Source organism: Amycolatopsis sp. NPDC049159 (assembly GCF_040648295.1).
GTDB classification, from domain to species: Bacteria; Actinomycetota; Actinomycetes; order Mycobacteriales; family Pseudonocardiaceae; genus Amycolatopsis; species Amycolatopsis pretoriensis_A.
In genome coordinates this window covers 322,161-333,999 of the sequence record NZ_JBEZDL010000011.1, presented here as the reverse complement: position 1 = coordinate 333,999, position 11,839 = coordinate 322,161, and the positions used below count along the sequence as shown (strand labels likewise).

Below are 11,839 nucleotides of genomic sequence, written 5' to 3'. Positions count from 1 at the left end.
TGGTCGTGGTGGCCAGTGTCCGGGCGGCGGCGCGGCCGAGGCTCAGTGGTGTCTGTTCGGATTCCACCGGGTCGGTGACAGTCACAGCGAAAACCCCTCATCAATCGCGTCGGAGCGAAATTCGCGTGGTCCAGCGAAGTCGCGAAATCAACATAGCAACGGCGCGCCACCGCACAATGCCACGATCGGGTCACCGAGTTCGATTGACGGGAGCCGCGCCGCCATTTCGGACACCCGCCGCCGGAGGCTCGGTCACCCCCGGTGTGCGAGCGTCACCCGGTCGGGAAGTGCCCAGCTCATAAGGGGAACAGCCGGTCGCCGGCCGGAGCGATGACCGCCGTCCGGCCGCCGGGAACTGGGCCGAACCGGCGAAATCCTGGACCGGGGTGCGGCCACCCGGATGAATCGAACAATGTACGGTTGTCCGGCCGGAAACCGGTGACTACTGTCTCGCTGGTTACCAATCCGGCGGCAGTCACGGCGGAAACCGGCACGTCGTGTGGATCGGCCGCGGACCGCGTCCGCCTGCTTTCGGCCGGATTGGTGACTTGGGTGATCCCGGTGGTGGAAACCCCCGGCGGGGAAAGGACGTGGATGAACATCTTCGTGACCGGTGCGCTCTGGGTGGCCGGCGCGGCCTTGGTGGGGGGCCTGATCGCCTACCTGGTCCGCCGGTTCGGCTGGGACGAAGGCCGGCCCGACAACAACGACGCGGCGGGCCAGGTGTTCACCATCGTCGGCGGGCTGCACGCGGTGCTGGTCGCGTTCGTGCTCATCTCCCTGTTCGACTCCGTCGGCTCCGCGAGCCAGGACGCGCAGACCGAGGCCGACAGCCTGGTCGCGGCCACCTGGGCGGCCGACGCGCTGCCCGCCGACACGAAGGACCGGGTGCGCGAGCTCGCCGTCGCCTACGCGCGCACGGTCGAGGACCAGGAGTGGCCGCGCCTGGCCGACGGCGGCGCGATCCCCGCGACCGGCTGGACGCAGCTCGACCAGATGCGCCAGGCGGTCGCGGCCGCCGACGTCGACGGCGACTGGCAGATCGACCGCAAGACCGAGGCCACCAACCAGCTCTGGTCGGTCTACCAGGCCCGCCAGCAGCGGCTGGCCAACTCCGGCGGCGGCGGGGTCGGCGCGGTCGTCTGGTTCGCGCTGATCCTCGGCAGCATCATCACCGCGATCCTGCTGCCCAACCTGTTCGGCGGCACCCGGCTGGCCGCGCACATCATCATCGTGTCCACGCTGGCCGGCACGATCACGTTGCTCCTCTTCGCGATCCACGAACTGCAGAACCCGTTCAGCGGCGGGGCGAAGGTGCCGCCGGAGGCGTTCACGACGGCGCTGGACCGGCTGGCTTGACCGGCACGCGGGCCCGCTGGGCGGCGATGCTCGGCGTCGCCGCGGCGGTCTCGGCGCTGCTCGCGGCGACCGGCTGGCTCACGCCGTCCCGGCAGCCGGCGGCCCAGGCGCCGGACCGCTGCACCATCCTGCAGGCGGAAAACGAACGCAGCGGCGCGCCGACGACGTTGCGGCTGCTCGACCTGCCCAGCGGTGCCACGAAACGCCTGACGCAGGCCGGGTACTGGATCAACGCGATGGGGTACTCCGCCGCTCAGGGCCTCGTCTACGGCGTCGCCGACGGCACCCGCGGCGGCCGGTACGCCCACGGCGCGCACGCCGTCCGGATCGACGGCCAAGGCACCGTCACCGACCTGGGCGTGATCGGCCGCGCGGGCGCGACGCGTCCACTGTGGAGCCTGGTCACCGGCGCGACCGCCGGCGCGGTCGCCGGGAACCGCTGGTACGTCCGGCAGGACAGCGATCTGTACACGGTGGACATCAGCCCGGCGACCCAGGACTACCTGCGGGTCGTGCACCGGACGCCGCTGCGGCCGGTGTCGCTGGCCGTCGGCGTCGACGACTTCGCCTACGACCCGGTGGACGGGCTGCTCTACGGCGTCTCGACGACTTCGCGCGGCGGCGGTGCCGTCGTCACGCTCGACCCGGCGACCGGGAAGGTCGTGCCGGTGCCCGGGCTGAGGTTCCCCGACGGCGGCGCGTACGGCTCGGTCGTGCTCGGCCCCGGCGCGATCTACGCCACGGCCAACCGCGACGGGCACCGCAGCGTCACCTACCGGCTGCCGCGTGACGGCTCGGGCCCGGCGGTCGAGGTCGCGACCGGGCCGGTGCTGGTGAGCGGTGACGCGGCCGGCTGCCTCACCGAAACACCGCCGCCCCCGCCGCCACCCCCGCCCCCGCCGCCCACGACGTCGTCGCCTGAGCCATCTCCGCCGCCGACCACGACACCGGCCCCGCCGCAGACGACGACCCCGGCACCGACGCCGACCCCGACCACCCCGGCGCCGGAACCCCCGCCACCGCCGCGGCCGCCGCCGGTCGAACAGCCGGCCGCCCCGGTGCCGGCGCCGGCACCCACGCCGGCGCCGGTCGTCCGCCCCCGGGAGGTCACCCCGGCACCGGCGCCGCCGCCGACGTCCGCACCGCGCGCGCGGCCGACCGAGAAACCGCAGCCGGCGGCCGACGACACCGCGCACCGGACCCGGCAGCAACGCCGCTGGGGGCTCACCGCGCTGATCCTGGTGCTCGGCGGCGGAGCCGCGGCCGCGCACGGACGGCGGCACCGTTAAGGCCGGCGCCTTCTCGAAGACGTCCGTTGTCCACTTCGGCCGCTCAGACTCCTCCTCCGGCGCGATCGGCGCGCCGGAGGAGGAGAACCGGATGAAGCGGGTACGAATCGCCCTGGTGGCCGGGGTGCTGGCGCTGCCGCTGGTGGCGGCGGGACCGGCGGCGGCCCACGACCACGGCCCGCGGGCGAAGGACGACCACTACCGCGTGCGCGCGGGGCAGCCGCTGCGGGGCGGGGTGCTCGGCAACGACCGGTCGGCCACCGCGGTCGTCCGGCACACCGCGGCCGCGCACGGCACGGTGGCGATCGGCGCCGACGGGACGTTCCACTACACCCCGGCGCCCGGCTTCACCGGCCGGGATTCCTTCACCTACACCGTTTCCGACGCGGTGAAGCTCTACCCGACGGCCCTCCCGCCGCTGGCGACGATCGGCGGCGTCGAGGTCAAGGGCGGCGCCTACGGTTCGGCGCTGACCCCGGTGCCCCTCTCCCGTGACGAGGTCTACGGCCTCACCGACCGCGGCCCGAACGTCGACGCGCCCGGTGGCGGCAAGATCGAGCCGCTGCCCGCGTTCACCCCGGCGATCGGCAAGTTCCGGCTGCGGGACGGGAAGGCCGTGCTGGAGAAGGTGGTCCCGCTGCGCGCGGCGGACGGCACGCCGTACAACGGCCAGGTCAGCCCGGTCGCCGACACCGGCGAGACCATCGTCGACCTGAACGGGAACACCCTCCCGAAGTCCGCGAACGGCTACGACTCCGAAGGCCTGGTCGCCCAGCGCGACGGCACGTTCTGGGTGTCCGACGAGTACGGCCCCTTCATCACGCACTTCGGCCGCGACGGCCGCGCGCTCGAGCGCCTCTCGCCGTACGACGGCTCGCTGCCGGGCGAGCTGAAGTACCGCGTCCCCAACAAGGGCATGGAAGGCCTCGCGCTCACCCCGGACGGCCGGACGCTGGTCGGCGTCATGCAGTCGGCGCTGCAGCAGCCGGACCTGACGAAGAAGCCGGGCAACGTGACGACGTTGCGGATCGTCACCGTCGACCTGCGGACCCGCGCCACGCACGAGTACCTTTACCTGCTCGACGACCCGGACGCGACGGGCACCGCCGTCAGCGAGATCACGGCGCTGTCGGCGACGCGGTTCCTGGTGGACGAGCGCGACGGCAAGCCGGAGCCGGGTGCGTTCAAGAAGCTGTACGAGATCGACCTGAGCGGCGCCACCGACGTCGGCCCGCGCGCCGCGGGTTATGACGCCGTCAAGGGCGGGCTGCTCGTCGGCGGCAAGAGCATCGACGCCTACGTCGGCAAGGACACCACCGCCCAGGCGACCGCCGACCTGGCCGCGGCCGGCATCAAGCCGGTTTCGAAGAAGCTGTACCTCGACCTCGGTGCCCTGGTGACCGGGCTGGACCCGAGCGGCGGCTTCTTCGGGCACGACAAGGTCGAAGGCGTCGCGACCACCGACGGCGGCCGGACCGTCGTGATCAGCAACGACAACGACTTCGGCATCGACGGCGTGACGAACGCGGCACCGCCGTACGCGCTGCACCCGAAGACACTGCCGGACGGCCGTCAGGACGACGGCGAGTACCTGGCCGTCGACACCACGAGGCTCCCGGCGGCGACGAGCACCGCGACGGTCACCATCGACGTGCGCTAGTACTTGAACTGGTCGACGTTGTCGGCGGTGATGAGCAGCGGATCGCCCAGCAGGACGGTCTTCGACGGGGCGTCGAACTTCACCGCCGGCAACTCCAGGCTCACCTTGTTGACGGCCTGGAGCGGCTTGCCGTCGGCGACCTGCTTCGCCGTCCACGCGGTGAGGTAGCCGAGCGACTCGACGTTCCACAGCACCGACTGCGAGCAGGACCCGTCGAGCAGGAACGGCTTGATCGCCTGCGGCGTCCCGACCCCGACGGTGAAGACCTGGCCGATCTTTTCCGCGTCGCGCACGGCCTTCGCGACGCCGGGCGCCGACGTCGTGCACTCGCCGATCAGCCCGGTCAGGCCGGGGTGGCGGGCCATCAGCTCCTTGGCGAGGTTCGTCGCGGTGTCCTGGTCCTCGCCCGCGTAGACGGTCTCGACGAGCTGGGCCTTCGGGTACTGCGTGGCGGCGTAGTCCTTCTGGACCGCGATCCACGTGTTGAGGTTCGCCGCGGCCGGGCCGCAGGAGACGATCGCGTACTGCCCGGTGCCGCCGGTCTTCTTCATCAGCGCGTCGACGAGCGCGGTCCCGATGCCCTTGGCGGTGGCCTGGTTGACGAACACCTCACGCTGCGTGCCCGGCGCATCGGTGTCCGAGGTCAGCACGTGGATGCCCTTCGCCCGGGCTTCGCCGATCACCTGCGCGAGCGCGGCCGGGTCGTTGGGCGCCACGACGATGACGTCGACCTTCTTGGCGATCAGCTCACGGAGGATGGCGACCTGGGCGGCCGGGTCGACGCTGCCCGGCGCGTTCGTGGACCACGCCACGCCCAGCTGCTTCGCGGCTTCCTGCCCGCCTGTGTCCATGGCCTCGAAGTACGGGATGCCCCCGATCTTCGGCACGAAGGCGACCCGGGTGGGAGCCGGCGCGGGCGCGCTGCCCAGCTGGTCCGAGCAGCCCCCGACCGTCAGCACGGCACCCAGCAGCAGCGTCGCGACCAGCCGGAAGGTCTTCGTCGGCCCTCGCATCCCACCCATTCCTCATGACTTGCGGACGGTCTGCGCACGGTGGAGACCAAGGGCGAACGGTAGGGCCCCGGGTAACGGAGGTCAACGGGATGTGCGCAAAGGGTTACGGAAGTGAGTTCTGCTCCGGGTGGATGAGAAGAAGATCGCCTGGTCGGCGGTGTCGGCCACGCAGGGTGACGATGACGCCCTCTCGAGCTTCCCTCGTCGCTCGGCGTGTGACTCGCGGAACTCGCGTTTGGTACCCCCCAGGGGTATAGTCGCCGGCATGAACGAACAGCACGGGGCTTCGTGGGCGACGGCGATCCAGGCGACCCTCCACTGCCTGACCGGCTGCGCCATCGGTGAGGTGCTCGGCATGGTGCTGGGCACGGCGTTCGGCCTGCACAACGCGGCGACCGTGGTCCTGTCGATCGCGCTGGCCTTCGTCTTCGGCTACGGCCTGACCATGCGCGGGGTCCTGAAGTCGGGCCTGGGCGTCCAGGCCGCCTTCAAGGTCGCGCTCGCCGCGGACACCGTGTCGATCGCCGTCATGGAGCTGATCGACAACACCGTGGTCGTGGCGATCCCGGGGGCGATGGACGCGGGGCTGGCCAGCTTCCTCTTCTGGCTGGCCTTGGCGCTGTCGCTGGCGATCGCGTTCGTCGTCACGGTGCCGGTCAACAAGTGGATGATCGGGCGCGGTCTCGGCCACGCCAAGGTGCACGCGCACCACCAGCACTGAAAACACGTCCGGGGAGGTGGCGGCCTCCCCGGACGCCGCTACACGCTCGACAGGTCGACCGCGCGGTCGACCTTCCGCCGGTCCAGCACCCGCAGGATGCCTTCCAGCAGGTAGTAGTCGGCGTAGGGGAGCGACACCTCGACGCCGTCCTCGGCCGGGCGGTTGCGGGTGCAGCGGGCGACGCTCGCTTCGGCGCGCGTGGACTTCGTCGTCAGGCACGTGCGCGACACCGCCGTCAGGATGCGCAGCGCGCTGTCCCGGTACTGCGGGCGGTGCGTGAGCTCGGCCAGGTCCAGCAGGCCGCACGCCATGATCACGCCGGCCGAGGCGTCCTTGACGTCGTCGGGGGCCTGCGGCGCCAGGTAGTCCCACACCGGCACGTGGTCGGCGGTCAGCCGGGACAGCGCGTAGTCCGCGAGGCGCCGCGCCGTCGTCAGGAACTCCGGGTCGCCGGTGCGCCGGTGGATCGTGGTGAACCCGTAGACGCCCCACGCCTGCCCGCGCGACCAGCACGACGCCGGGCTGTAACCCTGCACGGTGTTCGGCCCGACCGGCGCGCCGGTGACCGGGTCGAAGTCGAACACGTGCGGCGTCGAACCGTCGGGACGCGGGAAGTTCTTCTGCGCGGTCCTGGCGTGCGCGACCGCGATGTCCAGGTACGCCGGGTCCCCGGTCTGCTCGGTCGCGAACGCCAGCAGGTCCAGGTTCATCATCGTGTCCATGATGACGCGGCCGGCGTTGTCCGGGTCGTTCAGCGCACCCCAGGCGCGGATGAACTTCCCGGCCGGGTTGTAGCGCTTGATGAGCGACGACGCGGCCTGGATCGCGCCCGCGCGCCACTTCTCGTCGCCGGTGAGCCGCCAGGCGGTCACCCACGAGGGGTAGAAGAGGAAGCCGAGGTCGTGCGTGCCGGTGTCGGTCCGGCGCGGCGCGAGTTTCTCCGCGGACGCCAGCGCGAGGGTCTTGAATTGTTCCTCGCCGCTGTGCAGCCAGGCCAGCCACAACTGGCCGGGCCAGAATCCGCCGACCCAGTCGCCATTCTGCGAATAGGTCCATTTCTCGAACTTCGTGCCGACCGGGAACGCGGTGACGCCGGGGGCCACCGCGCGCAGCTTCGCCACCGCGTAATCGGCCGCTTGGCGGAGCGTCCGGGTCACGGTGGCCTGGTCGGGAACTTCGGGGGTGGCCGCGAAAGCAGAGGTCGAACTGCTCGCGGCCACCGCGGCACCGGCCGCGGTGGTCAGCAGGGTTCTCCGGGAAACGCTCACAGGGGACCGCCATTCCGTGCGGGGAAAGTGCCCGGAATTTTTGCACGGTCACCCGTGAGTTGTACACCCGGCGGACTCGCATTCACGCTTGTGAATTGACGTCCCGGTGAGCGGGAATGGCGGAGAAAAGGGCGAAGGCCCGGTGGGGGACACCGGGCCTTCGCTGTTATCGCGGGGGTGAGGGCAGTCAACCACGCGATGATCGAGGCTCACTCGAGCCGCGCTTCAGAGCTTCAGTGCTTCAGCACTTCGGCGCCACCGGGAGGTCGGAGCCGGTCTGCAGGTAGGTGTCCGACACGTAGTGGCCGGGGCCGATGCGGTCCCAGATGTTGCTGGTGCCGAACTTGCCGGTGACGGTGTCGCCCTCGACGTAGCACTCGATGGTCACCTTGGCGTAGTTCGCCGCGAGGCCCTTGATGGCGGCCGACGTGCTCGCGCTCGCCCGGACGTTCATCGGGTCGCCCGCGGTGCTGACCACGCCGGTCGGGCCGGAGCCGGTCCACAGGTAGGTGACGTTGACGTTGCCGTTGTCGGACATGCCGAGCCCGTCCCAGAAGACGCCGTCGGCGAGGTCGATGCCGGCCGGGTTCGCCACCTTGTAGCCGAGGCCGCTCTTGCCGCCGTTGTACCCGTTGTAGTAAGCGGCGTACGCCTCGGGCTGGCCCTGCGGCAGGTCCTTGAACTTGGTCCGGGTCGCCGCCGGGTTCCAGTAGTCGTCCTGCTCGTTCCACGGGCCGATGTCCCACACCGGCGCGTACTCGCACTTGCTGCCGTCGGTGCGGCAGACGCGCACGGAGTAGGTGCCCGATCCCTTGCCGGACAAGCCTTTTCCGGACGGCAGCGCGACGAAGTGGTCGCGGCTGGTGATGACGTGACCGTTCGCGGTCGTGCCGCCGATCAGGCCCTCGCGGGTGCCGTAGACCTTGTAAGTCAGCGCGGCGGCCGCGGCCAGCGCGTTGACCTGCGGGGCGTTGTCGGCGCTGAGCTTGACGTCCTTGACCGTCGGCCGCACGCCGTCGGTGCTGCTGTGCAGGCTGATGCGCACCTGCACGGCGGAGACGGCGGTCTTGAGCGTGGTGCCCGCGGGCGTCCACTCGGTCCAGTCGTTCACCCCGGTCCGGCCGCGGACGTCGACGTCGACCGAGGTCCCCTTCGGCGTGTCGGCGGCCAGTTCCGCGCTGACGCGGTTGGCGGCGGAGCCGAGCGCGTGCTCGGCGGTGGTGAGACTGCCTTCACTGCCGGCGAAAACCCGCGCGGTTCTGTGCCACGCGGCGTCGGCCAGCGTCAGCGTTCCGCCGGTGCCGGCGACGTTGACGTCATCGCTGTCCACAGTGGACACATCGGCGGTCCAGCTCGCGCCATCGGTCTTCGCCGCGGCCTGGGCGGGTGCTCCGGCCAGCGCCGTCACCGCCCCCGCGGCCAGAACCGCCGCGGTCACGCGGCCGGCCTTCCTGATCCGGATCATCCCCGGTTCTCCCTTCGCACCTGTTCACTCGAACGTGGCGAAAGACTGACGGGACGACGTACACGATCCGTACAAGCAGGTTGTGCACCCGGGCGTCAGGCGGAAACGATGTGCGGCGGCTCGGCGGGCGCCGCGGGAGCCGGGGGCCGGGAGGAGGACAGCTCCCGCCAGATCGCCAGCGCCCGCTCCGAGTAGTCCCGCGACCGCTCCGGCTGCGAAAGCGCCCGGTGCAGCTCCCCGAGCAGCTGCGAAACCTCCGCCTCCGACCGGCGGTCCCCGTTCCGGCGGTGCACCGACAACGAGTTCACCAGCAACAGCTGCGCATGCGCGAAGTCCCCACTGTGCAGGCACAACTCACCGAGGTTCTGGTTCGCGTACCCCACACAATGATCGTCACCGAGGTCGGTGAAGATCGCGATCGCCCGGTCGACGTGCTCGCGGGCCGCCGCCAGGTTGCCCTGGTGCTGGAACAGCAGGCCCAGGCGCTTGAACGCGTGGGCTTCGCGGTGCCGGTCGCCGATCGCCGCGGACAGCTCCAAGGCGTCGGTGAACCAGCGCTTCGCCGCCGCGTAGCAGCCTCGGGACATCCAGACCGCGCCCGCGCCGATGCGGGCCACCGCTTCGCCGTGCGGGTCGTCCGCCTCCGCGAACAGCTTGAGCGCCTCGTGGCAGTGGTCGAGTGCGCGGTCGTCCTCGCCCTCGATGCGCAGGATCGTGGCGAGCCCGGTCAGCGCGATGCCGGCCCCCTGCGCGTCGCCGACCCGCTCGAACAGCGCCCGGGACTCCTCGAACGCCACCCGCGAACCCGCGTATTCGTCCTGGTAGAGCAGGTACTGCCCGAGGTTGCGCTGGACGATCGCCTCCGCGCGCAGTGAGCCCGTGCGGCGGGCCGCGGCCAGGGCGATGAGGTGGGTGCTGTGCCAGTCGTCCTGGTGGCCGCGCAGGTCGAAGTACGGTGCCAGCGCCGACGCCAGCTGCCAGGCCAGGTCGTCGAAGCCGTTGTCCGCGGCCAGGGAAACCGCCGCGACGCTGGTGTGGCGCTCGGCCGCGAACCACGCCGCCGGGTCGTCGGGCAGGACGTCCGCGGGCACCGCCGGGCGCGGCAGCTCGTCGTCGCAGTACATGCCGAAGAAGTGCAGCGGCATCCGGCGCGCGGCCTCCAGCGCCAGCGCCAGGTAGCCGGTCAGGACCCGGCGCAGGGCAGCCCGCGTCTTCTCCGCGTCGCTCCGCGCCGCCAGCTCGACCGCGTACACGCGCAGCAGGTCGTGGAGCCGGTACCGCGGCTGCCCCGCCGAATCGGACCCGACCAGCTCGACGAGGTGGCCGTCGACCAGCACGTCGAGCACGTCTTCGGCGTCGCGGCGGCCGAGCACGGCCGCGACCGCCCACGGCGGGAACTGGACCGGCCCGAGCAGCCCGAGCCCGCGGAACGCGGTGGCCGCGGACATCGGCAGCAGGTCGTAGGACAGCGTCACGCTCGCCCGGACGGCGAGGTCGCCGACGCGCAGTTCGTCGAGCCGCCGGTGCTCGTCGCGCAGCCGGTCGGCCAGCAGCCGCAGCGTCCAGCCCGGCCGGTGCGTCAGCTTCGCGCCGGCCACCCGGATGGCCAGCGGCAGGTGCCCGCACTGGCGCAGGATCGCCGCCGCGCTCTCCGGCTCGGCGGCCACCCGCTCGGCGCCGACGATGCCCTGCAGCAGCCGCGCGGCCTCGGCCTCGGGCAGCAGGTCGACGTCGACCGCCTTCGCGCCGGCCAGCCCCGGCAGCCGGATCCGGCTGGTCACCAGCACCGCGCACGCGCCGGCCCCGGGCAGCAGCGGCCGCACCTGGGCGGCGCTCCCGGCGTCGTCGAGCACGACGCACATCCGCCGCCCGGCCAGCCGCGACCGCAGCAGCGCCGACCGCTCGGCCGGCTCCCGCGGCAGGCCCGCGTCCGGGACGCCGAGCGCGTGCAGCAGCTCGGCGAGCACGCCCATCGGCGCGCGCGGCGAAGACGACGTGCCGGCCAGGTCGACGTGCAGCTGGCCGTCGGCGAACTCCTCGCGGACCGCGTGCGCGATGCGGACGGCGAGCGCCGACTTCCCGACCCCGGGCGCGCCGGTGAGCACGATGACGGCGGGCGTGCCCGAGTCGGCCCGGTCCCGCATCAGGGCGACGACGTCGCGGATCACGTCGTCACGGCCGGTGAAGTCCGGCAGGTCGAGCGGCAGCTGGCAGACCGGGGCGACGTCGGCGGGGCGCGGGGCGGCGACGGTCTCCGGCACCAGCGTCGCGCGCAGCTCGCGCAGCCGCGCACCCGGTCCGGCGCCGAGCTCTTCGCGCAGGACGCGCTCGGCCGACTCGTACGCCTCGATCGCGTCGGCGGTCCGCCCCGCGGCGCGCAACGCGACGATCAGCTGCGCCCAGAGCTCTTCGCGCAGCGGGTGCTCGGTGACCAGCCCCCGCAGCTCGGCGACGGCCTCCCCGCAGCGGCCGAGGCCGATCCGCGCGCGCAGGCGCTGTTCCTGCACCGACAGCCGGAGTTCGGCGAGCCGGGCGACGGTCGCGCCCCAGCTGTGGTCGTGCGGCAGTCCTTCGAGGACTTCGCCGCGCCACAGCGCGTCGGCGCGGTCGAGCAGCTTGAGAGCGCTCTCGGCCCGGTCGCGATCGAGCTCTTCCTGCGCTTCGCCCGCCAACGCCGCGAAGGCGAGGTGGTCCAGCTCCGCGGGGGACGCGGTCAGCAGGTAGCCGGACGCGCGGCTGCTGATCCGTTCGCCGAGACCGGGGTCGATTTCGGCGAAACGCCTTCGCAGCGAATGGACGTACGTGCGGATGTTCGCCGCCGCCGACCGCGGTGCCGATTCCGGCCACAGCACTTCGACCAGGACGTCGGTGGACACGACGACGTTCGGCTGCAGCGCCAGCGCGGCCAGCAGCAGCCGGGGCTTCGGCCCGCCCAGCGCGATCACCCGCCCGGCGGCGGTGACCTCCAGCGGGCCGAGCACGCGGATGGTCAGCGAGGTGGTCTCAACCTGCCCGATGAGTTCCCCCATGAGCGGATGCTATGACCGCCCGACCTCGGGCGATA

The 11,839-nt window shown here is 72.2% G+C and carries 8 protein-coding genes; 4 read left to right on the top strand and 4 right to left on the bottom strand.

Features of this window, described 5'->3' with window-relative positions; genetic code table 11:
• Nucleotides 1-594: 594 nt before the first annotated feature.
• The 3 genes from AB0B33_RS22420 to AB0B33_RS22410 all read left to right on the top strand — a co-directional run bounded on the left by AB0B33_RS22420 (nt 595) and on the right by AB0B33_RS22410 (nt 4,308).
• A complete protein-coding gene (locus AB0B33_RS22420; RefSeq protein WP_247013826.1) occupies nt 595-1,359 on the top strand; it encodes a DUF4239 domain-containing protein in 765 nt (254 codons plus the stop codon).
• Nucleotides 1,356-2,648 (top strand): hypothetical protein, encoded by a 1,293-nt coding sequence (locus AB0B33_RS22415; RefSeq protein WP_360774812.1) that lies wholly within the window; start codon nt 1,356-1,358, stop codon nt 2,646-2,648. Before AB0B33_RS22420 ends, AB0B33_RS22415 begins: the two co-directional genes overlap by 4 nt.
• Before the next feature lie 91 nt (nt 2,649-2,739).
• Nucleotides 2,740-4,308 carry an esterase-like activity of phytase family protein gene (locus tag AB0B33_RS22410; protein ID WP_360774809.1) on the top strand — a complete coding sequence of 523 codons (1,569 nt, stop codon included), beginning with the start codon at nt 2,740-2,742 and terminating at the stop codon, nt 4,306-4,308.
• On the opposite strand, the gene AB0B33_RS22405 is transcribed toward AB0B33_RS22410, so the two are convergent.
• Nucleotides 4,305-5,321 carry an autoinducer 2 ABC transporter substrate-binding protein gene (locus AB0B33_RS22405; protein WP_247013820.1) on the bottom strand — a complete coding sequence of 339 codons (1,017 nt, stop codon included), beginning with the start codon at nt 5,319-5,321 and terminating at the stop codon, nt 4,305-4,307. The genes AB0B33_RS22410 and AB0B33_RS22405 overlap by 4 nt on opposite strands.
• A 265-nt stretch (nt 5,322-5,586) precedes the next feature.
• Between AB0B33_RS22405 and AB0B33_RS22400 the strand changes: the two genes are divergently transcribed.
• A complete protein-coding gene (locus AB0B33_RS22400; protein WP_247013818.1) occupies nt 5,587-6,042 on the top strand; it encodes a DUF4396 domain-containing protein in 456 nt (151 codons plus the stop codon).
• A gap of 38 nt (nt 6,043-6,080) precedes the next feature.
• Here the strand turns inward: AB0B33_RS22400 and AB0B33_RS22395 are convergent, their stop codons facing one another.
• The 3 genes from AB0B33_RS22395 to AB0B33_RS22385 all read right to left on the bottom strand — a co-directional run bounded on the left by AB0B33_RS22395 (nt 6,081) and on the right by AB0B33_RS22385 (nt 11,804).
• Complete coding sequence (locus AB0B33_RS22395; protein WP_360774805.1) at nt 6,081-7,310, bottom strand: glucuronyl hydrolase; 1,230 nt, start codon at nt 7,308-7,310, stop codon at nt 6,081-6,083.
• Between the two features lie 241 nt (nt 7,311-7,551).
• Nucleotides 7,552-8,775: a hypothetical protein gene (locus tag AB0B33_RS22390; RefSeq protein ID WP_360774802.1), complete on the bottom strand. Its 1,224-nt coding sequence runs from the start codon at nt 8,773-8,775 to the stop codon at nt 7,552-7,554.
• A 95-nt stretch (nt 8,776-8,870) separates the two neighbouring features.
• Complete coding sequence (locus tag AB0B33_RS22385; RefSeq protein ID WP_360774799.1) at nt 8,871-11,804, bottom strand: BTAD domain-containing putative transcriptional regulator; 2,934 nt, start codon at nt 11,802-11,804, stop codon at nt 8,871-8,873.
• Nucleotides 11,805-11,839: the final 35 nt, after the last annotated feature.

What these genes read in the sequence shown, in the direction of transcription:
- AB0B33_RS22385 (WP_360774799.1), bottom strand. Translation starts at nt 11,804, where the DNA reads ATGGGGGAACTCATCGGGCAGGTTGAGACCACCTCGCTGACCATCCGC.
- AB0B33_RS22405 (WP_247013820.1), bottom strand. Translation starts at nt 5,321, where the DNA reads ATGCGAGGGCCGACGAAGACCTTCCGGCTGGTCGCGACGCTGCTGCTG.
- AB0B33_RS22400 (WP_247013818.1), top strand. Translation starts at nt 5,587, where the DNA reads ATGAACGAACAGCACGGGGCTTCGTGGGCGACGGCGATCCAGGCGACC.
- AB0B33_RS22390 (WP_360774802.1), bottom strand. Translation starts at nt 8,775, where the DNA reads ATGATCCGGATCAGGAAGGCCGGCCGCGTGACCGCGGCGGTTCTGGCC.
- AB0B33_RS22410 (WP_360774809.1), top strand. Translation starts at nt 2,740, where the DNA reads ATGAAGCGGGTACGAATCGCCCTGGTGGCCGGGGTGCTGGCGCTGCCG.
- AB0B33_RS22420 (WP_247013826.1), top strand. Translation starts at nt 595, where the DNA reads ATGAACATCTTCGTGACCGGTGCGCTCTGGGTGGCCGGCGCGGCCTTG.